Origin of the sequence: Nocardiopsis gilva YIM 90087 (assembly GCF_002263495.1) — a bacterium.
GTDB classification, from domain to species: Bacteria; Actinomycetota; Actinomycetes; order Streptosporangiales; family Streptosporangiaceae; genus Nocardiopsis_C; species Nocardiopsis_C gilva.
In genome coordinates, this window is record NZ_CP022753.1 from 5,426,784 (window position 1) to 5,452,250 (window position 25,467).

Sequence of the window (25,467 nt, forward strand, 5' to 3'; positions counted from 1 at the left end):
GTTCGCCCCGTTAGCCCCGTGTCGGTGCCGCTGATGCTTCTGTTGTTGGCTGCGGTGGTTTCCGTCAGGTCGTCATGGTCGGTCCGCTCCGACGATCCACATCGCGAAGAACTGTGATCCCGCCCCGTAGGCGTGGCCGAGGGCGACGCGTGCCCCGTCGATCTGGTGCTCGCCCGCCGCGCCCCGCACCTGCTGGGCCGCCTCGGCGAACCTGATCAGCCCGGACGCCCCGATCGGGTTGGCGGAGAGCACCCCGCCCGACGGGTTCCACGGCGTGTCTCCGTCGAATGCGGTCGCCCCCGCCTCGGTGAGCTTCCAGCCCTCCCCTTCGTCGGTGAACCCGAGGTTCTCCAGCCACATCGGCTCGTACCAGCTGAACGGCACATACACCTCGGCCACGTCGATCTCACGGCGCGGGTTGGCGATCCCGGCCTGGTGGTAGACATCGGCCGCGCAGTCCCGGCCCGCCCTCGGGTTGACGGCGTCGCGCCCGGCGAACGAGATCGGCTCGCTGCGCATGGCGGTGCCGCGCACCCACGCCGGGGCACCGCGCGCCGCCCGGGCCGCCGTCTCCCCGCCGAGCACCACGGCGCACGCCCCATCGGACGAAGGGCACGTTTCGAGGTAGCGGATGGGCTCCCAGAGCATGGGCGAGCCCGCCACCGTCTCCGGGGTGATGTCCGGAATCCGGAGGTGGGCATAGGGGTTGCGCAGCGCGTTGCGCCGGTCCTTGGCCGCGACGATGTGCCCGATGTGGCCGGGCGCCCCCGCGCGCTCGATATAGGCGCGGATGAACGGGGCGAAGTACCCGCCGGCGCCCACCACCAGAGAGGTCGACATGGGGTGGGCGACCGTCAGCGCCCACGTCGCGTTGGACTCCGACTGCTTCTCCCACGCGACCACGAGCACCCGCTCGAACGCCCCGCTGGCGATGTGGCTCGCCCGACGATGGCCGTCGATCCGCCGACCGACCCGCCGTGTGCACCCGCAGCAGCGGCTTGCCCCGCGCCCCGAGCGCGTCCGCCAGGTACAGGTCGGGCATGATGACGCCCTCGAAGAGGTCGGGCGCCTTGCCCAGGACCACCGCGTCGATGTCGGCGAAGGTCAGCCCCGCGTCCTCCAGCGCGCGCAGCGCCGCCTCGCGCACCAGCCCCGCGATGGAGACGTCGTCGCGCCGGGTGCGGTAGCGCGTCTGCCCGACCCCGATGACCGCCACAGGCCTGCCGCTCATCTCACCCCTCCAGTACCGCGACGAGGTTGTGCTGCAGGCACGGCCCCTGGGCCGCGTGGGCGACGCCGCGCTCCGTTGTGCCCTCGGCGATCCGACGGGCAACCTCGCCCACCCGGACCAGCCCGGTGGCCATCACCGGGTCGGCGCCGAGCGGCCCGCCCGAGGGGTTGACCTCGACCTCGCCCCCGAGGCCGAGCGCCCGGCGCAGCAGCGGCTCCTCGTGGCTGAAGCGGGCGTGCACCTCGGCGATCTGGACCGGGGCCTTGCCCACCCCGGCCGCGACGGCGGCGAGCTCGGCCGACTCGCACCGTGTCAGATCGCGGACCCCGGGGCTGTGCGGGTCGATGCGCTGCTCCAACCCGCGGATCCACACCGGGCGCCTGCCCTGGGCGTCGGCGATGCGGTAGGCGGTGTCGCCGGAGGCGAGGACGACGGCGGCGGCGCCGTCGCAGGGCCGCGCGATGTCACCCGTCCGCAGCGGGTGCGCCACGTAGTCCTCCTGGTCGAGCAGCGCGTCGGGGGTGAACCCGGCCTCGGCCGAGGAGGGGTTGGCGCGTGCGGCCGTGTGTGCGCGGGCGGCCACGTCGGCGAGGTCCCGCTCGCTCACGCGCCCGGCGTCCAGCAGGGCACGGGCCTGGAGCGCGCCCAGCGCGACGTGGTCGACCTCCAGCGGAGCCAGGTAGTAGGGGTCGAGCTGCTGGGTGAGGATCTCGGGCAGCTCGCCCTGGGTGGCCTTGCCGAATCCGTAGACGAGGGCCGTAGCAGTGCCAGCGTCCCCGTGCCGCAGGCGCAGCCACGCCTCGTACAGCGCCCAGGCGGCGTCCATCTCGACGTGGCTCTCGCTGATGGGCGGCCACGCCCCCACGGCATCGAGCGCGCCGACGAAGGAGAAGGGGACACCGGCGAGGTAGTCGAGGCTGCCGGAGACGGTGAACCCGATGTCGCTCCGGTCGATCCCGGAACGGGTGATGACGTCGGAGACCACCTCGTGGACGAGGGCCGCCTCGGGTGTCCCGTTGTCGGTGGCGCTGTGCCGGGTCTGCGCGAAGGCGACGACGGCGATGTCGGCGCTGCCGTTCGGGGTGCTCACCGGCTCTCCCCTCCTTCCTGGTGGTCGGGGACGAACCAGCGGATGCTCGGCCGCGTGCGGCTGCGCTCCTCGGGCGGCAGCCACTCGGCCCGCACGCGCATTCCGGTGCGCACCTGGGACACCTCCACCCGGCCGATCAGGGCGAGCAGGTCCACGTCGGCCCCGTCCAGGCGCACGTAACCGGTGACGAACGGGACCTCGGGGGCGCGGGGGTCGGGGACGTGGTTGACCGAGTACATGGTGAGCACGCCGGTGTCCGGCAGCTCGACCTCCTCCACACCGGGACTGCCGTCCGTGGGGTCGAAGTCCCGCAGGGGGACATAAACGGTGCCGTGCCGGGAGCGCATGCCGAGGATCCGGCCCTCCACCTGCCCGTCGAGGTAGCGGGTGAGGGCCGTCCCGGCCCGGATCGTGTAGTCCAGCCGGCTGGGCGAGACGACCCGGTCGACCTCGGGGCGGAAGTAGGCGATGTCGGTGATGGCGCCGACGCGCTCGTCGCGCAGCCGGGGCCGGACCCGCAGTCCGGTGCGCAGGTCGCGCGGCGGGGCGGCGCCGGTGTCGGGGCCGAAGCTCAGGGCGTGCAGCATCGGGGTGTCGGCGCCGTCGAGCAGGATCAGCGCCCAAGCGAAGGGGTGGTCGAGGGGGTGTTTGGGCCGGGGGGCGGCCACCCAGGTCCACGTCGTCACCGTCCCGGCCGGACCGACGCCGACGAACTCGTCGGTGACCGGCGAGGCGTCGTCTGGGTCGTACTCGGTGGGCGGCACGAGGACGCGGCCCGAGCGGGTGCGCACCCCGACGAGGCGCCCGTCGCGCAGCTCGGTGAGGAAGCGTCCGATCACCGGGCCGGTGCTGCGGGTGTAGCCGCCGGGGAACTCGACCGTGTGATCGCCGGTGAGGGGCTGGTGGGGTGGGGGTCCCATGCTCACCTCTGTTCGCTGGTCGCGCCGTCGCTCTGCCAGTAGGGGTCCCGGAGCTTTCGTTTGATCAGCTTGCCGTTGGGTTCGCGGGGCATCTCGGCGATGAAGTCGATGCTCTTGGGCCACTTCATCCGGGCCAGTCGCCCGTCGAGGGAGCGCAGCAGCCGGTCGGCCAGCTCGGGGCCGGGTTCGACGCCGTCCGCCGGTTCGATGACGGCCTTGATCTGCTGGCCCCATTCGGCGTCGGGGACGCCGAACACCGCGACGTCCATGACATCGGGGTGGGAGAGCAGCTCGTTCTCGATCTCGGCGGGGTAGATGTTGGCGCCCCCGGAGATGATCAGGTCCGATCTTCGGTCGCTCAGGTACAGGTAGCCGTCGGCGTCCACGTGCCCCAGGTCGCCCATGGTGAAGTAGTCGCGCAGCCGGGCCGCCGCGGTCTTCTCCCGGTCGCCCTTGTACTCGAACTCCGAGCCGGTCATCTTCAGGTAGACGGTGCCGACCTCCCCGGTGGGGACCTCGTTGCCGTCGTCGTCGACGATCATCAGCTCGGTGATCGGCCACGGGCGGCCGACCGATCCGGGGTGCGCGCGCCAGTCCTCGGGGGTGGCGATGGTGCCGCCGCCCTCGGTGGCGGCGTAGTACTCGTAGACGCAGTCGCCCCACCACTCCAGCATCGCCTCCTTCACGGCACGCGGGCAGGGCGCGGCGCCGTGGATGAGCCAGCGCATGGACGACACGTCGTAGCGTTTGCGCACCTCCTCGGGCAGGTGCAGCATCCGCTTGAAGTGCGTCGGGACCATGTGCGTGCTGGTGACCCGGTACGTCTCGACCAACCGGAGCGTCTCCTCGGCCGACCACCCGTCCATATAGACGACGGTGTGCCCCATGTGCAGGGCGATGGTGCTGAACTGCGTGACGGCGGTGTGGTAGGTCGGCGAGGTGACCAGGTGCGTGTGGTCCGGCCCCGGTTCGATGCCGAAGACGTGGAAGAGGGACGTGATCAGCTCGGCGGCGTCGTCGGGGTCCAGCTCACCGAGCGGGCGGCGCACGGCCTTGGGCCGTCCCGAGGTGCCCGAGGTGTAGTGCATGGCGAGCCCGGCCGTGCGGTTCTCGGGGGTGACGTCGGCGTGGCGCCCCAGGAGGTCGTCGAGCGGGGCGCAGCCGGGGATGCGGCCCACCGAGATCCGCGCTGTCGATGGCAGGCCCGCGGTGTCGGCGCCGCGGATGCCCTCCTCGGCGTAGCGCTCGTGGACGACGAACGCCTTGGCCTCGCTGTCGGCCAGGACGTGCGCGATCTCCGGGGCGGTGAAGTGCCAGTTGATCGGCGTGTAGTACAGGCCGGCCTGGGTGGCGGCCAGGTAGAGGGTGAGGCCGTCGGCGCCGTTGGGGATCAGCCCGCAGACGACATCGCCGGTGCGCAGCCCCATTCCGCGCAGCGCGTGGACGAGACGGTTCGCGCGGCCGAGCAGGTCTCCGGCGCGGTACTCCGTGCCGTCGGGGTCCACGCAGGCGAGCCGACCCGGGTCGGCCTGCGCGAGCCGCCAGAAGCCGGGCCGTGTCGCATCCGCCATTGAGATCTCCCTCACATTTAGACGCGCTCGGCGCTAAGTAGATCACGTTCTCGTTTTGTCGCGCAAGACATGTCACCGTGGGTTTTGGCATCTAGAATTGGTTTCTCTTGCTCGCCCACTTCACACCGTTAACGGTGTTCACAACCAGGAGGCCACATGGCCGAGCTTCTCCACGTTTCAACCCCGCACTGCCATGTGATAAAAGACGGCTCCATCGTGACGGTGACGATGCACCGCCCGGAGGCCCGCAACGCGCTCTCGACCGACATGCTCGTCGGACTGGCCGACGCCTTCGGCTACATCGATTCCGAGCCCCAGGTGCGCGTGGGCATCCTGACCGGCGCGGACGGCGCGTTCTGTTCCGGCGCCGACCTCAAGGCCATGGGCACCCCCTCGGAGGACCCCCGGGTGCGGCGGCGGGCGGCCGAGATCGAGGACTTCCACTGGAAGGGGCTGCTCCGGCAGGCGCGGCCGAGCAAGCCCCTGGTGGCCGCTGTGGAGGGGCCCGCTGTGGCGGGCGGAACGGAGCTGGTCGCGGGTACCGACATCCGCATCGCGGCGCGCGGCGCGACGTTCGGCCTGTACGAGGCGCGGCGCGGGCTGTTCCCCATGGGCGGCTGCGCCGTCCGCCTCGCCCGGCAGATCCCCTACACGCACGCCATGGACATGCTGCTCACCGGGCGCTCCTACACCGCGCGCGAGGCCGCCGACATCGGGTTGGTCACCCGGGTCGTCCCCGATGGCGCCGCGATGGACGCCGCCCGGACGGCCGCCGAGGCGATCGCCGCCTGCGGGCCGCTGGCCGTGCAGGCGATCCTGCGGGTCCACCGCGAGACCGAGGGGATGGCCGAGGAGGAGGCGCTGCGGGTCTCCGACCGGGTCGGCTGGCAGGTGATGGCGTCGGACGACGCCAAGGAGGGCGCGCGGGCGTTCGCGGAGAAGCGCGCCGCACGGTTCACCGGAACGTGAGGCGCGCCGCGCCCCGCGGCTTGGCGGTCACTCGGGGATGGTCGGCGGGTGGGTGTGGGCCCCGTCCTGCGCGCGCGGAGCGGAGTAGCGCACCAGTTTCCTGGGCAGCCCGCCGGAGACGGCACCGCGGGTGACCACTCGCGCCCCGGCGATCAGGTCGAACAGGCCCGTCTGGTCGCGGCGCGTCATGGCCGGGAGGCCGTGCAGGGCCGGCACCGCGAGCGCCCACCACTGGAGGTCGAGCACGAACAGCACGGTGACGGGCGTGTAGAGCAGCGCCGAGCGCAGCAGCACCCGCCACCGCTCAGCGGGCCGTGGGCGGCCGAGCCCGGCGAGCGCGAGGTGGACGGAGGCGCGGCCGGGCGTGCAGCGGTCGCGCCGCAGCAGAGGGAGGGCCAGCCCGAACAGCGCCGCCAGCGCGACGAGGGCGACGTCCGTCGCGGCGGCGCCCGCGTGCCGGGGCAAAGCGCCGACCGCCACCGCGAGGGCGGCCAGCGTGCCCGCGCCGAACCACCACAGCCCCAGATCGAGCCCGTGGCCGAGGACGCGGCGGGAGATCGGGGGCGGCATCATGTCGGCCGTCGCCCCGGGCCAGGGGCGGGGCAGCCACCGGACCGCGGCGATGCCGACCAGCCACCCGACGAGCACTCCGAGGCCGCCGAGGACGACATCGTCGACGGCCGCGACCCGGTAGGCGCACGGGTAGAGTCCGAGCACCCCGGTCAGCTGCACCACCTCGACCAGCAGGGCGAGCAGGAGACCGAACGCGACGGTGACCACCGCCCCGCGCCGGTAGCGGTAGCGGGCGAGCAGGCCGACGGGCACGTAGACACCGGCGGCGAGCGCGATGTGCGCGGCCGCGGGCCACGACACGGGTGCCGACCGGACGACGGCCAGTGGCGTGAACAGCGGGGCGGAACCGCCGCTGATGGCGCACAGGCCGTCGACGCCGCGCGGCAGCGGATAGACCGCGTACACCGCCAGCCCGACACCGACCAGCACCGTGATGAGGGTGACCTGACCAGGCCAACCACGCATCGGCCCATAGCGCTGATGGTGGCGCGCGAAGAACAGCGCGGCGCCCAAGAGGATCCCCAGTGCGACCCCAGGAAACACGATCGCCGCCACTGTGGGATCACCCGCGAAAATCCCTGCCATAAGTACCTCAGGCTAGCGGCCGCGGCCTCATTGCGCAGCGAAAACGTGGATCCCACGGTAACCGTCGCAGCGCCCAACAGACCGGACGAACCGCCACACAGGCGACGCATTCGGTAACTTTTTGATAATCCTTCTGCTGTCCCGCGAACCACTCCACACCCCAACGCACACGCATACTCAGGACGAACGCCCTGGTTAGGACCAAAGTCCCAGCTCGGTACTCCCGTCACCAACCGACTGCATACCGCAACCTCCACGAAAACAGTTGATCTCGGGCGAGATACGATCCCCTCGCCGACCCCTAGAGCAATGGCTTTTTCACCGGCGCACCCCTGATCCCCGGTGCCGTCGCGCGGTAGATCCCCGACAGACGACGAGTGTCCCCGGCCCGGTGCGCCCGTCTCCGGGCCATAGGAGAGCAGTGCAGGCAGCAAAAGAACAGCGAGTCACCGGCATCGGCACTCGCCTCCGCAAAATCGTCCTGGCCCCCACGGCGGCCCTCATCGCGCTGTGGCTGGTGGTGACCGGCTATCTCGGCTACAGCGCCGTTCTCCAGTACGCCCTCGTCCAAGGGAACCGGGAGCTGCTGACCCCGTCGGCGGTCGCGCTCACCGCGGTCATGGACGAGCGATCGGCCACGATCGCCTTCCTGGAGGACCCGGACGGGCAGCGCGACGCGCTGCGCAAGGCGCGCGCCACCTCCGACGAGCACATGAGCACCTTCCTTGACAAGTTCAAGGATGTCCTGCCCTACTCGCCCGAGCGCGTCCAGGAGCGCCTCCACGACCTGGACGAGCAGTTCTCCGAGATCGAGGACTTCCGCGCACACGTCGACGACGACGTGAAGAACGGGGAGGGCTCCCGTCAGTCGGTCCTGAGCTACTACAACGACCTCTCCGAGGCCGGGGCCGACCTGTTCGAGGAGGTCGGGCGCACCGGGCACGCCGCCGAGACCATCGGTCCGGGCATGACCGCCGTCTACACCTTCCGCGTGGTCGACACCCTCGGGCAGGCCGACGCCCAGCTCGCCCGCGGCATGGCCACCGGCGAGCTCTCCCGGGAGGACCAGGTGGAGTTCACCCGGCTCGTCGGTTCCTACCGCGGCACGGTCGAGGCGCTCCACGAGTACTACGGGCCCGAGACCGGTCAGAAGCTGCGGGAGCTACAGAAGAGCGACGAGTGGGCGAAGCTGGAGAAGCTGGAGAACGAGATCTCCGACCGCCCCATCGGCACCACGACGGACCCGATCACCGGAGAGACCAGCCAGGACCTGTCCATGCCGGTGGACGCCGAGGAGTGGCAGGCGGCCTATGCCCCGGTGAAGTCGACCCTCACCGACATCGGCGCCGAGCAGTCCCTGCAGACATCGGAGATCCAGGAGGGCGTGGCGGTTCGGGCCATCAGCTACGCCGTCGGGGGCAGCATCGGCATCGCCGTGCTGTCGATCCTGGCGTTCGGCTACGCGCGCCGGGCCGCGGAAAGCCTGATTGACCGGCTCAACGGGCTCCGCGACGACACGCGCGACCTCTCCGAGGTCAAGCTGCCCACGATCATGGAGCGGCTCGGTCGGCACGAACCCGTGGACCTCGACTCCGAGCTGCCCGACCTGATCTCGCGCCAGGAGGGCGACGAGATCGGGCAGGTCGCCCGCTCGTTCGACACCGCCCAGCGCACCGCCGTCCAGGCCGCGGTGCGCCAGGCCGAGCTGCGCCAGGGCATCAACCGGGTGTTCCTCAACATCGCGCACCGCAGCCAGACGCTGGTCCACCGGCAGCTGCGCCTGCTCGACAAGATGGAGCACGAGCAGGAGGACCCGGAGCACCTCACCGAGCTGTTCAAGCTGGACCACCTGGCCACGCGCGCGCGGCGCAACGCCGAGAACCTGCTGATCCTCGGCGGTGAGACGCCGGGCCGCACCTGGCACCGCCCGATGCCACTGATCGACGTCCTGCGCGGGGCGATCTCGGAATCCGGCGACTACACCCGCGTGGAACGGCAGCACATCGCGCGGGTCCAGCTCAAGGGCCCGGCCGTCGCCGACGTCATCCACCTCGTCGCCGAGCTGGTCGACAACGCCACGACCTTCTCCCCGCCGCACACCCAGGTCCGCCTCAGCAGCGACCAGGTGCCCAACGGTGTCGTGGTCGAGATCGAGGACCGCGGCCTGGGCATGCGCGAGGACGAGTTCGAGGCCGCCAACGAGCTCCTGGCCCACCCGCCGGAGTTCGACGTCATGCGGCTCAACGAGAAGATGCGCCTGGGCCTGTTCGTCGTCTCGCGCCTGGCGCACCGCCACGACATCAAGGTCCAGCTGCGTTCGTCGCCCTACGGAGGCGTGCAGGCGATCGTCCTGCTGCCCACGGCCGTCATCGCCGGCGACCCGCTCGCCCTGCCCCAGGGGGTCGAGGACACCGGGGAGCAGCGGATCATCCCCGCGAGGGAGGAGTCCCCCGAGCAGGACGGCACCGCCGAATCCGGTGGCGGGCTGCGCCGCTGCACGGACGGCAACGACGGCAGCGGCACCGCAGGCGACGACACCCCCCCTTCCAGCGGTGGACTGCGCCGCTGCACCGACGGCAACGACGGCAGCGGCACCGCAGGCGACGACACCCCCCCTTCCAGCGGTGGACTGCGCCGCTGCACCGACGGCAACGACGGCAGCGGCACGGCCGGCTTCTCGGCCATCGGGCCGACGCACAGCGTGAACGGCACGAAGGAGAAGGACCCCGCACTGGCCCCGGGGGCGCTCACCGGCGATGTGCTGGCGAGCACCCCGACCCCGCCCTCTTCTTCGTCCGACACCGGCGCGCGCCCGTCGCTGCCCCGGCGCGAGCTGCGACCCGGTGTGTGGAAGGGCGCCGACGAGCTGCGCCAGCACTCGCAGGACCGCCCGAAGCCGCCGACGCTGCCGCGTCGTCGCGAGGCGGCCCCCAACGACGTGTCACCGGTATCCCCCGCTCCGGTCGACGCCTCGGCACCGACCGACACGCCTACGGCTTCTGAGGAGGGATCGGCCACGACGAACGACGGACGCCCGACGCTGCCCCGACGCACCCCCCAGGTGAATCTGGCCCCGCAGCTCTCCGAGGAACCCGAGGCGACCCCCACACCCGACAGCTCCAGCCCCCAGCAGGATGAGGACCGCTCGACGCGGCTGCGCCGCAACATGGCCGCATTCCAGCAGGGCACCGAACGAGGTCGGCTCGAGGCGAAACAGCGCCAGAACGACAGCGAGAGCGAGAAGGACTCCCGATCTTGACCAACAACGCCGCAATGGACCTGAACTGGCTGCTGGACGAGCTCGTCGAGCGGGCCGCCGGTGCCAAGTACGCCATCGTCCTGTCCGCCGACGGCCTGCTGATCGGCCGCTCCCAGGAGCTGAGCAAGGACGACGCCGAACAGCTCTCCGCCGTGGCCTCGGCGTTCCAGAGCCTGGCCCGCGGCACCGGCCGCCAGTTCCGCGGCGGACAGGTGTTGCAGACCGTCGTGGAGATGGAGCACGCCTACCTGTTCGTCACCGGCGCCGGGAGCGGCGCCTGCCTCGCGGTTATCGCCGACGAGGGATCCGACGTCGGCCTCATCGCCTACGAGATGAACGTCCTGGTGGAGCAGGCCGGGAGGTTCCTCAACGCCGCTCCCCGCGAGAACGGCGGCACCGGCGAGACGTCGACTGTCGGCGGAGCCGCCGAGAATGCCACCGGTTGAGGCGGAGGTGAGCCATGTCAGATCACAATGAGGAGCACGAGGCGGACTCGGTCGGTCCGCTGGTACGCCCCTATGTCATCGCACAGGGGCGGCAGCGCTCCGACACCGTCAAGTTGGACATGGTCAGCGTGGTCATCGCGGCCCGTGCCGAGGTCGACGAGATGTCCCTCGAACCCGAGCAGGTGCGGATCCTGGAATTCTGCCGCCGCCCGCAGTCCGTGGCGGAGGTGTCCTCGCACCTGGGCCTTCCGATCGCGGTGACCAAGGTTCTGATCGGCGACCTCATCGGCCGGGGCTATGTCCTGGCTCGCGCCCCCTACACAACCGAGAGCCCGGTCAGCCGGGACGTACTCCAGGCGGTACTCGATGGCATCCAACGACTCTGACCGCGCGGCGGAGCACATCCCCTCCGCGATCAAGATCCTCGTCGCAGGCGGTTTCGGAGCCGGTAAGACCACCCTCGTCGGTTCGGTCAGCGAGGTGACCCCGCTCAACACCGAGGAGGTGATGACCGAGGCGAGCCTCGGCGTGGACGACCTCGCCGGGGTGGAGGCGAAGACCACCACCACGGTCGCGCTCGACTTCGGCCGGATCACCATCTCCGACCAGCTCGTGCTGTACCTGTTCGGCACCCCGGGCCAGGAGCGCTTCTGGTTCATGTGGGAGGAGCTGGCGGTCGGCGCGCTGGGGGCGGTGGTCATCGCCGACACCCGGCGGCTGGAGACCTGCTTCGCCGCGGTCGACTTCTTCGAGCGGCGCGGGCTGCCGTTCGTGGTCGCGGTGAACTGCTTCGAGGGGGCGCACCGCTACGACGTGGACGAGGTCGCCGCCGCGCTCAACATCCCCTCCGGCATTCCCGTTGTCCTGTGCGACGTGCGTGAGCGCGAATCGAGCAAGGAGGTCCTGCTGACGCTCGTGCGGCACGTCGCCGAGAGCATGGCCATGCCGGTGTAGGACCTCCCAGGTCACACGGCTCCCTGTGACAACCGGGTTCCACAGGGTCGCACCCGGCTGGCCGCACCGTTTTCCACCGTCTTACTCTTGCGATGAGTAGGTGGTGGCGTGCACTTTCCGTGCATTCCACCACCTATCCCCCACAACAACGGCGGAATCGGAAGAGTTCGCATGAAACGGTACGACTGGTACGACGAGATCCACCGGCTGGACGCGGAAGCCGACTGTCGGCGGATCACCCAGATCCTCGCCTGGCATGAGTTTCCGTGGGACATCACCCAGGCCCTGGGGCTGGCCCTGTACCGCACCTACGCTGTCCCCAGCATCGGCGGTCTGCTCGACCGCACCCGCGAATTCACCACCCGAACCCAGTACCGCTACGACGACACCGCGCTGCTGCTCGGCGCGATGCTGCACCACGGCTTCGAGCCGGGCGAGGGGCGCGACGCGCTGCGTCGGATGAACCAGATGCACCGCTCCTTCGACATCTGCAACGACGACTACCGCTACGTGCTGAGCACGTTCGTGGTCATGCCGGTGATCTGGCTCAACGACCTCGGTTACGGGTGGCGCAAGCTGACCGAGCACGAGATCACCGCCGCCACCAACTACTACCGCGTGCTCGGCAGGCACATGGCGATCAAGGACATCCCGGAGACCTACGCCGAGTTCTACGAGCTCTACGACTCCTACGAGCGGGAGAACTTCGCCTACTCCGAGGGCGGGCGCGCCGTCTCCGACGCCACCCTCGACCTGATGGTGGACTTCTATCCACCGTGGCAGCGCACGGTCATCCGCCCCTTCAGCATGGCGCTCCTGGACGACCGCCTGATCCGCGCGTTCGGCTACCCGGCGCCCTCGCGATTCTGGCGCTTCGCCGCCCGCGCGGGGCTGCGGGCCCGGGCGAAGGTCGTCCGGTTCATGCCGCCGCGCGTGGAGCCCTTCCAGGAGAAGGACAGCCCGAACATCCGCAGCTACCCCCACGGCTACGACGTCAACCGCATCGGCACCTTCCCGCAGGGGTGCCCGGTCCCCCACGACCTGCTCACCACCGAGGTCCCCGGTACCGACATCCGTGTCCCCGCACCGGGACAGGAACTCGCACCGGAGCAGAAGACGACCTGAGTCAGCAAAGTTGATCTCGGAGATATTGGGGTCAAAATCGCCCGTGAGACCCCAATATCTCCGAGATCAACGGAGGGACCGGCGAGATCGGTGGGGAAACGTCAGTCGTCCCTGACAACCGTGTTCAGGCGTTCCAGGGTGTCGCCGAACTCCGCCATGAACTCGTAGATGACCTGGGAGGTGGGCTTCACCCGGTTCAGGCTGCCCACGATCTGACCGACCGGGGACGGCGTGAGCCGGGGATGGCGGATCCGGCCGACCCGGCGCAGCGCGTCGGCGATCAGCATGAACTGCAGGGGCATGGGCAGTGCCCCGGGTGAGTCCGCGCCCTCCCACGCGTCGGTCCAGTCGTTGCGCAGCATGCGCGCGGGCTTGCCCGTCAGGGACCGCGACCGGACGGTGTCGCGCGAGGTGGCGCCGAGGATCTGCTCCAGGGATCCGGGCGGGGTGTCGGACTCCTCCGTGGCCAGCCAGACCGAGCCGGTCCACACCCCCTCGGCCCCCAACGCCATGCCCGCGGCCATCTGCCGACCGCCCCCGATACCGCCCGCCGCGAGCACCGGCGCCGGAGCGACCGCGTCGACGATCTCGGGGACCAGCACCATCGTGGCCACGTCTCCGGTGTGCCCGCCGGCCTCGGTGCCCTGGGCGACGATGACGTCGACGCCCACCTCGCGCTGCTTGCGCGCGTGGCGCACGCTTCCGGCGATCCCGGCGACGGGGACGCCGCAGGCGTTCGCCTGCCCGACCACGTCGGCGGGCGGCGCTCCCAGCGCGTTGGCCAGCAGGCCGATGGGGTGGCGCAGCGCGACCTCGACCTGCGGCCGCGCGGTGGCGTCGGTCCATCCGAGCAGGAAGTGCGCGGTGTCCGAGTGCGTGAGCTCAGGAACCCCGTGCCGGGCGAGCAGGTCGTTGACGAAGTGCCGGTGCTCGTCGGGGATGAACTCCGCCAGCCGGTCCCGCAGCCCCTCGCCATTGGCCGCGGCGAGGTCGGCCCCCTCGTACATGGCGGGCATGACGACATCGACGCCGTAGGGCCTGCCGCCCACGTGCTCGTCGATCCAGGTGAGTTCGTGTTCCAGTTCCTCGGGCGTGAAGTAGAGCGCACCGAGCACCCCCATGCCTCCGGCCCTGCTCACAGCGGCGACGACGTCACGGCAGTGGCTGAAGGCGAAGATCGGGAGGTCGATGCCGAACATCTCGGTCGCACGGGTTCGCATGCGGTCATGGAAACACGAAACTGAAACACGTTCTAGACACGCTCCACGAACTGTTTCCCCGAGTGCGCCCCTTCCCTCGTTGATCTCGGTGATATCGACCGAATACTCGCCGGTATTCGGTCGATATCACCGAGATCAACGGACGAGGAGCGTCAGCGGGGCAGCCGTCGCCACACCGGCCGCGGCAGCACGCGCAGACCGGCGAACAGCAGCTGCAGCTTGCGCGGGACCCAGACGACGCAGGACCCCTTGCGCAGACCTTCGGCGACCGCCTCGGCGACCTGGCGGGCCGTCGCCGGGAAGGGCGCGGATGAGACGTGGGCGGACATGCGCGTGGGCACGTAGCCGGGCCGGACGATCATCACGCGGGCGCCGGTGCCGTGCAGGGAGTCGCCGAGCCCCTGGGCGAAGCCGTCCAGACCCGCCTTGGCCGCGCCGTAGACGAAGTTGGCGCGGCGCACCCGCACGCCGGCCACCGAGGAGATGACCACGAAGGTCCCGTGTCCCTGCTCCTTGAGCCGGGCGGCCACGGCGATGCCGGCGGAGACGTGCCCGGTGAAGTTGGCCGTGGCGGCGTCGGCGGCGGCCACCGGGTCGGTGTCGAAGACGGCCTGCTCGCCGAGGACGCCGAAGGCGTCGATGACGGCGTCAAGGTCGCCGACGAGCTTCACGGCCTCGGCGACCGCGTCGGCGTGGGTGTCGGGACGGGCGGCGTCGAAGTCGATCGTGTGGACCGCGGAGGCGCCCAGGGAGAGCAGCCGTTCGGCGGCCTTCTTTTCGATGCCCTGGCTCTCCGGCCCCCCGTCCTCCTCGATGTCCGCGGCACCGTGCTCGCCCTCCTCGCTCGGGGCGGGCCGGGCCGCCAGCACGACCTTGCGGGCGCCGTCGCGGACCAGGCGTTCCACGATGGTCAGCCCGATCTCGCTCCGGCCGCCCAGGAGGAGGACCGTGTCCACCGTCCCCACCGCGTTCCGCATGCGCTCCTCCTCGTCCGGGATCTTGGACGTAGCTTCCCAAACCGCGCGGGCCGGGGGAAGAGTCGGCCGCGAAAACCGCGTGTCAGCGACGGCCGTGGCGCACCTTGACCGAGCCGTACGTGATGTGGCCGCTGATCCGGACGTGAAGCGCTCCCGGCTCGGCGCGCTCCGGGACGCGGGAGCGGACGGCGCCGTAGTCGCTTGTGAGTCCGTCGAGATCGGCCGAGGCGCCGCGCGGGAGGGTGATCAGCACGCTCCCGCTTCGCATCGAGACTTCGATGTCGACCACCGGGTGGGGGATGGTGGCCTCGGTCAGGTCCAGACGCACCGATCCGGCCTCGGAGCTGACCTTGAGGCGGCGTGGGACGACCCAGTCACCTTTGCGCCTGATCACTCCGCTGCGCTGGCGCAGTTCGACGGTCTCGGGGCGAGCGGGGACCACGTCGAGCGCGCCGGGCAGGTCGTGCAGCAGCGCCCGCAGCTCGTCGTCGAATGTGGACTGGTAGGCGGCGGTGGAACGGTCGTTGAACTCGTCGAGGGTGAGGCGCCCATCGGCGTAGGCCTGGCTGATGTGGCGCACGACCTGTTCCCGCTCGGCGTCGGAGACACGTTGGCGGGGCGAGGGCGATCCGGGCAGCGACTCCATGCAGGCAGCGTATCCAGGGCGCGCTGGCGCGTTGATGCAATTGCTTATGAGCAATCCCGAAGTCCGCTCACGGGAGGACTGGGGGCGCTTACTCCGGGTAGGGGGTGGACGGCGCATCTATATCCCGCGGAATAAGGTGACACAACCGAATAGCAGGAGGCCTTCGTGGTCGGATTCGCTGTCGTCTGCTTGACCGGTGCCGCACTGACCGCGGCCGTCCTGATTGTCGTCCGCACGAGGCGGCGTCGGGGCGGTTCCACCCCCGTGGTCCTCCCCCGCAGGACCGAGGCCGAGAGCGGAGACGAGGCCTGGTACCACGTCCACCGGGCGTTCGCTCCGTGTTCCTCCTGGATGGCCGGGATCATCGTGGTCACCGCCCTGCTCGCGGGCACGGTCCCCGTGGAGGTGCTGGAACTGTCCGTCCTGCTGATCCTGACGGGATCGGTCGCCGTCACGTTCATCTGGAGCGTGATGGCCCCGCGCAGCCCGCTCCACCGCCGCCCCTATGAGTACGAGGACCACTGGGACTGACGCCGCGGCCGACCGCGCTCCCTGACCGGTGTCCTGAACTTCCGGGGTCTCACCCCCGACGCGGGCCGCGCAGGCGGTGGCCGACTCAGGCCCGCGGCGGGCCGATCCAGTGGAAGCGGCGCTCGGGGCGCCCGGCGGTGCCGTAGCGCAGCCGCACCTCGGCCTTGCCTTCCTGGACGAAGAACTCCAGGTAGCGGCGGGCGCTCACGCGCGCCAGTCCGGTGAGCTCGGCGCACTCCGATGCCGACACCTCGCCCGCGCGGCTCAGTTCCCGCTCGACGAGCCGGGCCGACTCCGGTGTGAGCCCCTTGGGCATGTCCCGGGCGCTCGATTCGGTGGCGCTGGGCACCGACCGCCCGAAGACGCGGTCCACATCGGTCTGGCGCGGGGCGCCGCCGTCCGCGAGGATCCGGCGCGTCTCCTGGTAGCGCAGCAGCCGGTCGCGCAGGGTCTCGGCGTCGAAGGGCTTGATCACGTAACTCACCGCGCCGCCCTGCAGTGCCTGGCGCACCGTCGCGGCATCCCGCGCCGCCGTGATGATCAGGGCGTCCACCTCCGGGCCGCCGCCCGCGCGCAGCCGCCGCAGGACCTCGGTACCGGGCATGTCGGGGAGGTAGATGTCCAGCAGCAGCAGGTCGGGGCGGAGCTCCGCGGTGAGGTCCAGCGCCTCGGCGGCGGTGCGCGCCTCGCCCACCACGGTGAACCCCGGGACCCGTTCCACGAGCTTGCGGTGGACCTGGGCGACCATGAAGTCGTCATCGACGACCAGCACCCGGATCACGGTCGGCTCCCTTCCTCTCCAACGTCGGCCGCTGTGTCCCCCGCCCCGTAGGGCAGGCGGGCGGTGAACTCCGAGCCCGTCACGTCGACGCCGCCGCCCCGGCGAGCGCACACGAGTCGGACCAGTGCGAGCCCGACGCCGCGCCCGGAGGCGCGTCCGGGGACGGCCCCGCTGTGCGCCGACTCGTGGTCGCGCGGGCCTTTGGTGCTGAACCCGGTGCGGAACACCTGCTCGGCCAGCTCCGTGGGCACACCCGCACCTGAGTCGCGCACCCGGACCCGCACGGCGTTCGCCGACGCCGCGGACGCCGTCTCGGCAGAGGCGCCGTCCCCTTCATCCTCATCGACGTCCACCACCTCCTCGGCGCCCTCGGCCTCCTCGGTCAGCTCCACCTCGACCCACGACCCATCGTCGCCCCTGATGGCGTCCAGAGCGTTGTCGACGAGGTTGCCGACGACCGTGACCAGGTCGGACGACAGGCCTTCGTCATGGAGGCCGAGGTCGGTCGCGTCCGAAACAAGCAGCCTGCTGCCCTGCTCGGCGGCGAGGCTCGCCTTGGCGATGAGCAGCGCGGCCACCGAGGGGTCGACGACCCGCGATGCCACATCCTCGGTCAGCCGGGCCCGCGCCCCGCCGATCCGGTTCACGTACCGCCCGACCTCCTCATACTCCTCCAGCTCCAGCAGCCCGGCGATGACGTGCAGCCGGTTGCTGAACTCGTGCGCCTGGGCGCGCAGTGCCTCGGTGGAGGTGCGGCTCGCGTCGAGTTCGTGCCGCAGCGCGACCAGGGCGGTGCGGTCGCGCATCGTGGTGACCGAGCCGATGGGACGGTCCCGGTAGTACAGCGGCATGCGGTTGAGGGTGACCAGGCGGTTGTTCATCAGCACCACCCGGTCGGGCTCCTGGACCCGGTCGGTGAACGCGTCGACCAGGTCGGGGGCGACGCCCAGGTCCGCCAGGCGGCGGCCCTCCGCATTCGGCGGAAGACGCAGCAGCTCGGCCGCGGTGTCGTTGACCAGCGTGACCCGGTCCTCCGCGTCGAGACCGAGCACGCCCTCCTTGATTCCGCGCAGCATGGCCTCGCGGTGTTCGGCCAGGCGGGTGATCTCCCCGGGTTCCAGGCCCAGGGTCTGGCGCTTGACCCGGCGTGCGAGCAACAGGGAGCCCGCGACGCCCAGGACCGAGGCGATGCCGAGGTAGACCAGCAGCGTGGGCGCGGCGGTGGCGAGCCGCTCGATCGGGCCGGGGTAGTCGCGTCCGGCCGCGACGAAGCCGAGGATGTCGCCGTCCTTCCCGATCACGGGGACGTGGGCGGCCAGTACCTGCCGTCCGCCGATGTCGGTGACCCCGGTCCAGGAGCGCCCGTCGAGGACGTCGCTGTCCCCCATGTCGATCTCCCGCCCGATGCGGCGCGGGTCGACGGCGGTCAGGGCGCGCCGGTCGGAACGCGCCACGACGAGGTGGTCGGCACCGGCGAGGCTGCGCACGCCCTCGGCCGTGGGCTGCAGTATGCCCTCGCGGCGCTGGTCCCGGAGCCCGACGCGCACCGTGTCCATCGAGGCCGCCGTCTCCGCGACGGCCTGCATGCGACGCCCCTCGGTCCGCCGGAAGCCCGCGTCGGCCTGGGCCAGTGACACGCCCGCGACCGCGAACAGCACGACCACGACGATCACCAGCTGCAGGGCGAGGAACTGACCGGCCAGGGTCGGCCGCGCCAGTCGGGCCAGCGGTGGACGCACCGGGGCTCCCCCTCTCGGCCGAAGCGGTGATGATGCGTCATCGTCGCACGTGGTCGGTGTGCGGGACGGCGGCAGGGGTCGTGACCACTACGACCGAAACGTCCACTACCACCAATGCCCGCATAACCGACATAACGCTTTTCGCCCCCGTTGCCCGCTGTTTTCATGTGCGTTACGTCACGTCGGCCCAGCCGGCGGAATCCCCCGTACCCCCTGTTCACGGAGGCGCACATGTTCCGCGCACGTCCCGCCGCCCCATCCACCGCGGCCACGCCCACCTCTGCCGCGAGCCGAGCCGCGGCCGGTGCCGCCGCCTGCGTCGGCCTCGCGCTCGTGGCCACCGCCTGCGGCTCCGGCGGCGGGCAGAACGCCGACGGCCCCTGGGCCCCGACCCGCCCGATCGAGATCGTCGCACCGGCGGCCACCGGCGGTGGATGGGACACGCTGGCCCGCACCAGCTCCCGCGTCCTGGAGGAGGAAGGCCTGGTCGACAAGCCGATCCAGGTGGTGAACAAGCCCGGCGGCGGGGGCGCCATCGGCTGGGCCTATGTGGCCGCCACGCCGGACGACCCGCACCGGCTGTTCGTGACGAGCCCGCCCATGACGCTCGTGCCGCTCACCGACGACTCCACCTACGACCACGAGGACTTCACCCCGATCGCGCGGCTGAGCACCGGCTACATGGCCTACCTGGTTCCGGCCGACTCCCCGTTGAAAACCTTCGACGACCTCGTCGAGGCGATGCGCGAGGACCCCGGCGAGATCTCGGTGGCCGGCGGCTCCTCACCGGGCAGCATGGACCACGTCGCCCTGGCCGGAGCCGTCGACGCCGCGGGCCTCGACCCGAAGGACCTCAACTACGTGCCCTTCGACGGCGGCGGCGAGGCGCTGGCCCAGGCCCTCGGCGGCCACGTGGACGCGGCCGTGACCGGCGCCTCCGAGGCGACCGGACTGGTGGAATCGGGCGACCTGCGGGCGCTGGCGGTCTCGTCGCCGGAGCGGGTGGAGACCCTGCCCGACGTCCCCACGCTCACAGAGGAAGGCGTCGACTACACGTTCGACATCTGGCGCGGCGTGATGGGTCCCGGCGGCATGACCGACGACCAGGTCGCCTACTACGAGAAGGCGTTCGCGGACATGGCCGAGAAGGACAGCTGGAAGACCGAGACCCGCAAGCTGGGGTGGGTCGACTCCTACATGGGCAGTGAGGACTTCGGCGCGTTCCTCGACCAGAGCCGTGCGGAGTCCGCCCAGATCCTGAGCGAGGTCGGGCTGCGCAAGGACGAGGGCGGGACCCAGTCATGACGCCCTTCCGCTTCTCCAACCGCGCGGTGGCGGTGGTGGTCGGCCTGATCGCCGCGGGCTACCTGGCGCTCGCCTTCCAGCTGCCGGACTTCACCGCCGTGAGCGTCCCGGTCCAGCCCGCGACGCTGCCCCGCTGGCTCGGGGTGTTCCTGCTCGTCCTGGCCGCTCTGCTCTTCTTCCAGCGCACACCTCCCGAGGAGGACGGCGGACCCGGCGGGACCGCCGCGCCGACAGCCTCCGGCACGGACACGACGGGGCCCGAAGGGGGCACCCGCCTGGGCCGCCTCGCCGACAGCCGGCTCGAACTCGCCCTCTTCGCGTCCTCGATCGCCGTCTACATCGCGCTGCTCGAACCGGTCGGGTTCCTCATCTCCACGACCGTCTACATCGCCGCCGTGACCGCCTACCTGGGCTACCGCCGCCACTGGGTGACGGGGCTGGTGAGCGTCGGCGTCGCGGCCGGGCTGTACTTCCTCATGTCCGACTTCCTCAACGTGGCGCTGCCCGCCGGGCCGCTTCCGTTCTGATCCCCTCCTGACCCGCGGAGCCACCATGGAAATGCTCAGTCACATCGGCTACGGGTTCGGGATCGCGTTCGCCCCGGAGAGCCTGCTGTTCGTCCTGATCGGCGTGCTCGCCGGGACGATCATCGGCATCCTGCCCGGCCTCGGCCCGATGAGCGCGATCGCGCTGATGATCCCGATCGCCTTCGGCATGGACCCGACCACGGCCATCATCATGCTCGCGGGCGTCTACTACGGCGCCATCTTCGGCGGGTCCACCTCGTCGATCCTGCTGAACGCGCCCGGCGTGGCCGGAACGGTCGCGACCTCGTTCGACGGCTACCCGATGGCGCGCCAAGGCAAGGCGGGCAAGGCCCTGGCCATCGCCGCCATCGCCTCCTTCGTCGGCGGCACGGTCGGCGTCGTGCTGCTCATGCTGATCGCCCCGACGCTCGCGAAGTTCGCGGTCAGCTTCGGCCCGGCCGAGTACTTCGCGCTCATGGCCCTCGGCCTCACCGCCGTGGTGTCCCTGGGCGGGAAGAACCTGGTCAAGGGGCTCATCGCCGCGGTGATCGGGGTGATGATCTCGCTGATCGGGATCGACTCCCAGACCTCCACGCCGCGTTTCACCTTCGACCTGCCGGAGCTGTACGAGGGCGTCGAGTTCCTCATCGTTGCCCTGGGTGTGTTCGCGTTGGCCGAGGTCTTCGCGCTGCTGGCCCGACGCGGGCTCGGCGGCGCCGACGGCACCGTGTCGTCGCTGCGGCTCAGCCGGTCCGACGTCAAGGCCATGGCCCCGGCCACGGGGCGCGGTTCCCTGCTGGGTTTCTTCACCGGCGTGCTGCCCGGCGCCGGGGCGACGGTGGCGTCGTTCCTCGCCTACTCCTCGGAGAAGCGCATCGCCAAGGACGGCCACACGTTCGGAACCGGGAACGTGAAGGGCGTCGCCGCCCCCGAGTCCGCCAACAACGCGGCGGCCGTGGGCTCCTTCGTCCCGCTGCTCACCCTGGGTGTACCGGGTTCGGGCACCACCGCGATCCTGCTCGGCGCGCTGCTGGTGCTCGGCGTACAGCCCGGCCCGCTGATGCTGACCGACCGCCCCGACGTGTTCTGGGGAGTGGTGGCCAGCATGTACGTGGGCAACATCGTGCTGCTGGTCCTCAACCTGCCGCTCATCCCGGTCTTCGCGAAAGTCCTCAAGACGCCCAAGGCGGTGCTGTTGCCCCTGGTCGTCGTGTTCTGCGTGGTCGGCGTGTACGGTTTGAGCTTCAGCGTGTTCGACCTGTGGCTGCTGCTCGGCTTCGGGGTCGTGGGGTACCTGATGCGGCAGAACGGCTTCCCCGCGGCACCGCTGATCCTCGGGCTGATCCTGGGCGGCATGATGGAGCGCTCGATGCGCCAGGCGCTGCAGATCTCCTCGGGCGACTGGTCCACGTTCGTGACGTCGCCGGTGTCGGGCGTCCTGCTGGGCCTGGCCGTGCTGGCGGTCGCGGGTCCGCTGATCGCGCGAACGCGGCGCGGGCGCGGCACCGCGGAAACGGCGCCCCCTGCCCCGGTCTCCGCGAGCGACGACGGCGGGCACGACGCGGACGCCGACGCCGTTCGCGGACGGTAGGGAGGTCGACCGAGCGATGTGGACAGGGCGCCGGTGCCTGACCGCCGTGACCGCTCCGCTGGCGCTAGTGCTGGCGGCGGCGGTGGTCGGCTGCGCACCGGCGCCCGCCGTACCCGAGCTGCGGATCATGGTCCCCAACCCGCCCGGCGGGGGCTATGACACCACCGCGCGGACGGTGGCGGCCGCTCTGGAGGAAACCGGGCTGGCCGGAGAGACCGGGGTGTTCAACGTCCCCGGATCGGCCGGGACGACGGGACTGCACCGGCTCCTCTACGAGGAGGGCAACGAGCAGCTGCTGCTGCAGATGGGCATGGGGCTGGTCGCCCGCACGCACATCAACGACGAGACCCCGGTCACCGCCGCCACGCCGCTGGCCCGGCTGGTGGAGGAGCCGATGGTCATCCTGGTCCCGCCCGACTCTCCCTACCGGACCTTCGACGACCTCGCCGAGGACTGGCGCGACCCCGGCGTCCGGCTCACCCTGGGCGGCGGGTCCAGCCCCGGCGGGCCTGACCACCTCCCGCTGATGCTTCTGGCCGAGGAGATCGGGGTGGACCCCGGCAAGGTCGACTACGCGTGGCACGACGGCGGCGGGGAGACGCTCGCCGCCCTGCTCCAGCACGACGTCGACGCCGCGGCGGCGGGGGCGGGCGAGTACCGGCAGGCCATCGCCGCCGGGCAGCTGCGGGTTCTGGCGGTCAGCGGGCCGGAGCGCACCGGAGGCATCGACGCGCCGACCCTCCGCGAGCTCGGATTCGACCTGGTGTTCATGAACTGGCGGGGCCTGCTCGCCCCGCCCGGCATCAGCGAGCGCGAGCGCGACGCGCTCATCGCCGTCCTCGACGACCTGCACGCCACCCCGGAGTGGCGGTCCGCGCTCAACGAGGCGCACTGGACGGACGCCTACCTCACCGGCGACGACTTCGGCGCGTTTCTGGCGGCCGAGGACCGCGACGTCGGCGATGTCCTGGGCAGGCTCGGCCTCGCCGACCGGTGACGCGCTTCCCCTGTTGATCTCGGAGATATTGGGATAAAAATCAACGCTGAGACCCCAATATCTCCGAGATCAACGGGGGAAGCGGCAGCGTCACAGCTCCAACCTGCGCGACAGGTCGGAGACGAGGACGCCACGCGGGTCGACGCGGTCGCGGACCGCACGCCACTCGTCGAGGCGCGGGTACATCGCGTGCACGACGGGCGCCTCGGCCCGGCTGTCCTTGGCCAGGTAGATGCGTCCGCCCGCGGCGAGGACCTGCTCATCGCAGCCGCGCAGCAGGCGGGCGAGGCCGGGGAGCTCGGCGGGCAGGTCGAGGGCCAGGGTCCAGCCGGGCATCGGGAAGGACAGCGGCGCGGGGGTGCCCGGACCGAAGCGTTTGAGCACCGTGAGGAAGGACGGCGCACCGGCCGACGCCAGCCGCTCGGCGATCCGGCGCAGGGTGTCCTCCTCGCCGAACGGCACGACGAACTGGTACTGCACCAGGCCGTGCGGCCCGTACATGCGGTTCCAGCCGCGCACGGCGTCCAGGGGGTGGAAGAACGACCCGAGTCCCTGGATCTCGGCGCGACCGCGCCGGGGCGCGCGGGCGTAGTAGGCGGTGTTGAACGCCCGTACGCTCCACGCGTTGAGCAGCCGCGGCGGCACCCAGGGCGGTGCCCCGGCCACCGTTCGCGGGGTGTAGCGCAGGGGGTCGCGGCGCCAGCGGGAGGGCAGGTCGCCGATGCGGGCGTGGTGGGCGCGGGTGAGCACGCCGCGGCCCATGGAGGCGCCGCGGGCCAGCAGGTCGAGCCAGCAGACGGTGTAGTGGTACCGGTCGTCGGACTCGCTCATCAGCGCGAGCGCGGCGTCCAGGTCCGGCGTGCGGTCGGTGTCGACCCGCGCAGCGGACGTCTCCACCCGGATGACATCGAACGTCGCCTCGGTGATGATCCCGGTCAGGCCCATGCCGCCCACCGTCGCCCAGAACAGCTCCGGGTCCTTCGCCGGGCCGATGACGCGCTCGGCGCCGTCGGGGGTGACGAGGGTCAGGGACCGCACGTGCGCGCCGAAAGAGGAGTCCACGTGGTGGTTCTTGCCGTGGATGTCGGCGCCGATCGCACCGCCCACGGTGATGTGCCGCGTTCCGGGGGTCACCGGCACGAAGTAGCCGTGCGGCAGCAGGTACTCCATGAGGTCGGCGAGGCTGGTCCCGGCCGACGCGGTCACGGTGCCCGCCCCCGGGTCCAACCGCAGGCACGGGGCGAGGTCGGCGCACTCGATCACCAGGCCCCCGGCGCTCTGCGCGGCGTCGCCGTAGCTACGGCCCAGGCCACGCGCGATCGCTCCGCGTCCCGCCGCCTCGGCGGCGCCCGACGCGTCGTCCCCGTTCGCCACACCCTCGGCTCCCGCTCCACGGAGGAGCAGCGCCACGTCTTCGGCGGTGCGCGGACGGGCGACCGTCGCGAGGGTGGGGGCCGTGCGTCCCCACCCGCTGAGAAGGCGCCGGTTCACGCGTAGATCCCGACGCCGATCAGCCCCACCAGCGCCAGCAGGCAGAGTTGGAGCGGGCGGTCGCGCAGGGCGATCTCCTCGGGTTCCTCGCCGACACCGCGGTCGACCAGCTGGTGGTACCGGAGCACGAACACGAAGAAGGGGACGATGCTCGCCGCGTGGAATCCGTTGGGTTCGTGGGCGGCGCCGCCCTCCAGCGCCCACAGGCAGTAGGTGACGATCATGGCGGCGGACGCCATGGTGCGGATCTGCACCAGGTAGCTCCGGGAGTACCCGTTGAGGGAGGCGCGGGCGCCTTCGCTGCCGGGGTTGCGGAGTTCCGCCTCCCGCTTTCCTGCCACGACCAGGAGCGCGGCCAGCGACACCACGATGATGAACCAGCCGGTGATGGGGACGCCGATGACGACGCCTCCGGCGACGGCGCGCAGCACGTGGCACCCGGCGACGGTGGCGATGTCGACGACGGTGATGTCCTTCAGCCACAGCGTGTAGGCGGTGGTGAGGGCGAGGTAGCCGAGGAGCACCGCGAGCAGGGGCAGGTTGCCGCTGGCGATGGCCACGAGCAGGGCGCCGGCCACCAGGGCGACGCCCGTGCCCACGGCGAGGGGGACCGGGACGATGCCGGCTGCGACGGGGCGGTTCCGCTTGCGCTCGTGCAGCCGGTCGTGGTGCACGTCGCGGGCGTCGTTGAGGAGGTAGGTGCCGCTCGCGGCGAGGCAGAACAGCACGAAGGTCAGGACGGTCCAGCCGAGCACTCCCGGGTCGGTGAGCATCCCTGCGGTTCCGGGAGCGGCGAGGACCAGCAGGTTCTTCAGCCACTGCTTGGGCCGAGCGGCCCGGAGGAGGCCAACCGCGCGCGCCCCCGGCCCCGGTGCCGACGCGGGGAGCGTCAACGCCGGGGCCGGGGCGGGGTAGAGCGATTCGCCCATGGAATCACCA

Annotated in this window: 22 protein-coding genes and 1 pseudogene; 11 read left to right on the forward strand and 12 right to left on the reverse strand. The window is 71.4% G+C overall.

What is annotated here, in order from left to right; all coding sequences use genetic code 11:
• Nucleotides 1–72: 72 nt before the first annotated feature.
• The 4 genes and pseudogenes from CDO52_RS23725 to CDO52_RS23740 all read right to left on the reverse strand — a co-directional run bounded on the left by CDO52_RS23725 (nucleotide 73) and on the right by CDO52_RS23740 (nucleotide 4,812).
• Nucleotides 73–1,231, reverse strand: a pseudogene (locus tag CDO52_RS23725) (thiolase domain-containing protein).
• 1 nt (nucleotide 1,232) lies between these two features.
• Nucleotides 1,233–2,321, reverse strand: a complete 1,089-nt coding sequence (locus CDO52_RS23730) for a hypothetical protein (RefSeq protein WP_017618661.1) — start codon at nucleotides 2,319–2,321, stop codon at nucleotides 1,233–1,235.
• Entirely contained in the window at nucleotides 2,318–3,241 is a 924-nt protein-coding gene (locus tag CDO52_RS23735) for a Zn-ribbon domain-containing OB-fold protein (protein WP_033300134.1), read from the reverse strand. Before CDO52_RS23735 ends, CDO52_RS23730 begins: the two co-directional genes overlap by 4 nt.
• Nucleotides 3,242–3,243: 2 nt before the next feature.
• A complete protein-coding gene (locus CDO52_RS23740; RefSeq protein ID WP_017618663.1) occupies nucleotides 3,244–4,812 on the reverse strand; it encodes an acyl-CoA synthetase in 1,569 nt (522 codons plus the stop codon).
• 156 nt (nucleotides 4,813–4,968) lie between these two features.
• Between CDO52_RS23740 and CDO52_RS23745 the strand changes: the two genes are divergently transcribed.
• The gene (locus CDO52_RS23745) at nucleotides 4,969–5,781 is read left to right on the forward strand and encodes a crotonase/enoyl-CoA hydratase family protein (protein ID WP_017618664.1); all 813 of its coding nucleotides are present in this window, start codon (nucleotides 4,969–4,971) and stop codon (nucleotides 5,779–5,781) included.
• 27 nt (nucleotides 5,782–5,808) lie between these two features.
• Here the strand turns inward: CDO52_RS23745 and CDO52_RS23750 are convergent, their stop codons facing one another.
• On the reverse strand, nucleotides 5,809–6,909 hold the full coding sequence (locus CDO52_RS23750; RefSeq protein ID WP_017618665.1) for a VanZ family protein: 1,101 nt from the start codon (nucleotides 6,907–6,909) through the stop codon (nucleotides 5,809–5,811).
• A gap of 451 nt (nucleotides 6,910–7,360) precedes the next feature.
• On the opposite strand from CDO52_RS23750, the gene CDO52_RS23755 reads away from it, so the two are divergent.
• From CDO52_RS23755 to CDO52_RS23775, 5 genes are all read left to right on the forward strand, one after another.
• Complete coding sequence (locus CDO52_RS23755) at nucleotides 7,361–10,198, forward strand: sensor histidine kinase (RefSeq protein WP_094932718.1); 2,838 nt, start codon at nucleotides 7,361–7,363, stop codon at nucleotides 10,196–10,198.
• 14 nt (nucleotides 10,199–10,212) lie between these two features.
• Nucleotides 10,213–10,644, forward strand: coding sequence for a roadblock/LC7 domain-containing protein (locus CDO52_RS23760; RefSeq protein ID WP_017618667.1), 432 nt, complete (start codon nucleotides 10,213–10,215; stop codon nucleotides 10,642–10,644).
• Between the two features lie 14 nt (nucleotides 10,645–10,658).
• Entirely contained in the window at nucleotides 10,659–11,030 is a 372-nt protein-coding gene (locus tag CDO52_RS23765) for a DUF742 domain-containing protein (protein ID WP_017618668.1), read from the forward strand.
• A complete protein-coding gene (locus CDO52_RS23770) occupies nucleotides 11,011–11,598 on the forward strand; it encodes a GTP-binding protein (RefSeq protein WP_017618669.1) in 588 nt (195 codons plus the stop codon). The genes CDO52_RS23765 and CDO52_RS23770 overlap by 20 nt, the downstream gene beginning before the upstream one ends.
• 171 nt (nucleotides 11,599–11,769) lie before the next feature.
• Nucleotides 11,770–12,723 carry an oxygenase MpaB family protein gene (locus CDO52_RS23775; RefSeq protein ID WP_017618670.1) on the forward strand — a complete coding sequence of 318 codons (954 nt, stop codon included), beginning with the start codon at nucleotides 11,770–11,772 and terminating at the stop codon, nucleotides 12,721–12,723.
• Nucleotides 12,724–12,824: 101 nt separating this feature from the next.
• Here CDO52_RS23775 and CDO52_RS23780 read toward each other — a convergent pair whose 3' ends face one another.
• From CDO52_RS23780 to CDO52_RS23790, 3 genes are all read right to left on the reverse strand, one after another.
• Nucleotides 12,825–13,943 carry an NAD(P)H-dependent flavin oxidoreductase gene (locus tag CDO52_RS23780; RefSeq protein ID WP_017618671.1) on the reverse strand — a complete coding sequence of 373 codons (1,119 nt, stop codon included), beginning with the start codon at nucleotides 13,941–13,943 and terminating at the stop codon, nucleotides 12,825–12,827.
• Between the two features lie 152 nt (nucleotides 13,944–14,095).
• Nucleotides 14,096–14,920, reverse strand: coding sequence for an SDR family NAD(P)-dependent oxidoreductase (locus tag CDO52_RS23785; protein ID WP_017618672.1), 825 nt, complete (start codon nucleotides 14,918–14,920; stop codon nucleotides 14,096–14,098).
• Nucleotides 14,921–15,002: 82 nt separating this feature from the next.
• On the reverse strand, nucleotides 15,003–15,566 hold the full coding sequence (locus CDO52_RS23790) for a DUF1707 SHOCT-like domain-containing protein (protein ID WP_017618673.1): 564 nt from the start codon (nucleotides 15,564–15,566) through the stop codon (nucleotides 15,003–15,005).
• A 165-nt stretch (nucleotides 15,567–15,731) separates the two neighbouring features.
• Here CDO52_RS23790 and CDO52_RS23795 point away from each other — a divergent pair, with 165 nt between their 5' ends.
• The gene (locus tag CDO52_RS23795) at nucleotides 15,732–16,097 is read left to right on the forward strand and encodes a hypothetical protein (RefSeq protein WP_017618674.1); all 366 of its coding nucleotides are present in this window, start codon (nucleotides 15,732–15,734) and stop codon (nucleotides 16,095–16,097) included.
• A gap of 85 nt (nucleotides 16,098–16,182) precedes the next feature.
• Here the strand turns inward: CDO52_RS23795 and CDO52_RS23800 are convergent, their stop codons facing one another.
• Together CDO52_RS23800 and CDO52_RS23805 are read right to left on the reverse strand one after the other, a co-directional pair.
• Nucleotides 16,183–16,878: a response regulator gene (locus CDO52_RS23800; RefSeq protein ID WP_017618675.1), complete on the reverse strand. Its 696-nt coding sequence runs from the start codon at nucleotides 16,876–16,878 to the stop codon at nucleotides 16,183–16,185.
• On the reverse strand, nucleotides 16,875–18,617 hold the full coding sequence (locus CDO52_RS23805; RefSeq protein ID WP_017618676.1) for a sensor histidine kinase: 1,743 nt from the start codon (nucleotides 18,615–18,617) through the stop codon (nucleotides 16,875–16,877). Before CDO52_RS23805 ends, CDO52_RS23800 begins: the two co-directional genes overlap by 4 nt.
• A 231-nt stretch (nucleotides 18,618–18,848) precedes the next feature.
• Here CDO52_RS23805 and CDO52_RS23810 point away from each other — a divergent pair, with 231 nt between their 5' ends.
• Genes CDO52_RS23810 through CDO52_RS23825 form a run of 4 tightly spaced genes read left to right on the forward strand, consistent with a single transcriptional unit; the run spans nucleotide 18,849 to nucleotide 23,037 of the window.
• A complete protein-coding gene (locus CDO52_RS23810) occupies nucleotides 18,849–19,922 on the forward strand; it encodes a Bug family tripartite tricarboxylate transporter substrate binding protein (RefSeq protein ID WP_094932719.1) in 1,074 nt (357 codons plus the stop codon).
• On the forward strand, nucleotides 19,919–20,449 hold the full coding sequence (locus CDO52_RS23815; protein ID WP_017618678.1) for a tripartite tricarboxylate transporter TctB family protein: 531 nt from the start codon (nucleotides 19,919–19,921) through the stop codon (nucleotides 20,447–20,449). Before CDO52_RS23810 ends, CDO52_RS23815 begins: the two co-directional genes overlap by 4 nt.
• A gap of 25 nt (nucleotides 20,450–20,474) precedes the next feature.
• A complete protein-coding gene (locus tag CDO52_RS23820) occupies nucleotides 20,475–22,040 on the forward strand; it encodes a tripartite tricarboxylate transporter permease (RefSeq protein WP_083919865.1) in 1,566 nt (521 codons plus the stop codon).
• 46 nt (nucleotides 22,041–22,086) lie between these two features.
• Nucleotides 22,087–23,037: a Bug family tripartite tricarboxylate transporter substrate binding protein gene (locus CDO52_RS23825; protein ID WP_232524305.1), complete on the forward strand. Its 951-nt coding sequence runs from the start codon at nucleotides 22,087–22,089 to the stop codon at nucleotides 23,035–23,037.
• A gap of 90 nt (nucleotides 23,038–23,127) precedes the next feature.
• Here the strand turns inward: CDO52_RS23825 and CDO52_RS23830 are convergent, their stop codons facing one another.
• Both CDO52_RS23830 and CDO52_RS23835 read right to left on the reverse strand, forming a co-directional pair.
• The gene (locus CDO52_RS23830; protein WP_017618681.1) at nucleotides 23,128–24,528 is read right to left on the reverse strand and encodes an FAD-binding oxidoreductase; all 1,401 of its coding nucleotides are present in this window, start codon (nucleotides 24,526–24,528) and stop codon (nucleotides 23,128–23,130) included.
• Nucleotides 24,525–25,457, reverse strand: a complete 933-nt coding sequence (locus tag CDO52_RS23835; RefSeq protein ID WP_017618682.1) for a decaprenyl-phosphate phosphoribosyltransferase — start codon at nucleotides 25,455–25,457, stop codon at nucleotides 24,525–24,527. Before CDO52_RS23835 ends, CDO52_RS23830 begins: the two co-directional genes overlap by 4 nt.
• Nucleotides 25,458–25,467 lie beyond the last annotated feature (10 nt).

Excerpts from the sequence above, each read along its gene's own strand:
- CDO52_RS23735 (WP_033300134.1), bottom strand. The coding sequence starts at position 3,241 with ATGGGACCCCCACCCCACCAGCCCCTCACCGGCGATCACACGGTCGAG.
- CDO52_RS23740 (WP_017618663.1), bottom strand. The coding sequence starts at position 4,812 with ATGGCGGATGCGACACGGCCCGGCTTCTGGCGGCTCGCGCAGGCCGAC.
- CDO52_RS23745 (WP_017618664.1), top strand. The coding sequence starts at position 4,969 with ATGGCCGAGCTTCTCCACGTTTCAACCCCGCACTGCCATGTGATAAAA.
- CDO52_RS23760 (WP_017618667.1), top strand. The coding sequence starts at position 10,213 with ATGGACCTGAACTGGCTGCTGGACGAGCTCGTCGAGCGGGCCGCCGGT.
- CDO52_RS23765 (WP_017618668.1), top strand. The coding sequence starts at position 10,659 with ATGTCAGATCACAATGAGGAGCACGAGGCGGACTCGGTCGGTCCGCTG.
- CDO52_RS23770 (WP_017618669.1), top strand. The coding sequence starts at position 11,011 with ATGGCATCCAACGACTCTGACCGCGCGGCGGAGCACATCCCCTCCGCG.
- CDO52_RS23775 (WP_017618670.1), top strand. The coding sequence starts at position 11,770 with ATGAAACGGTACGACTGGTACGACGAGATCCACCGGCTGGACGCGGAA.
- CDO52_RS23780 (WP_017618671.1), bottom strand. The coding sequence starts at position 13,943 with ATGCGAACCCGTGCGACCGAGATGTTCGGCATCGACCTCCCGATCTTC.
- CDO52_RS23785 (WP_017618672.1), bottom strand. The coding sequence starts at position 14,920 with ATGCGGAACGCGGTGGGGACGGTGGACACGGTCCTCCTCCTGGGCGGC.
- CDO52_RS23790 (WP_017618673.1), bottom strand. The coding sequence starts at position 15,566 with ATGGAGTCGCTGCCCGGATCGCCCTCGCCCCGCCAACGTGTCTCCGAC.
- CDO52_RS23810 (WP_094932719.1), top strand. The coding sequence starts at position 18,849 with ATGTTCCGCGCACGTCCCGCCGCCCCATCCACCGCGGCCACGCCCACC.
- CDO52_RS23815 (WP_017618678.1), top strand. The coding sequence starts at position 19,919 with ATGACGCCCTTCCGCTTCTCCAACCGCGCGGTGGCGGTGGTGGTCGGC.
- CDO52_RS23820 (WP_083919865.1), top strand. The coding sequence starts at position 20,475 with ATGGAAATGCTCAGTCACATCGGCTACGGGTTCGGGATCGCGTTCGCC.
- CDO52_RS23835 (WP_017618682.1), bottom strand. The coding sequence starts at position 25,457 with ATGGGCGAATCGCTCTACCCCGCCCCGGCCCCGGCGTTGACGCTCCCC.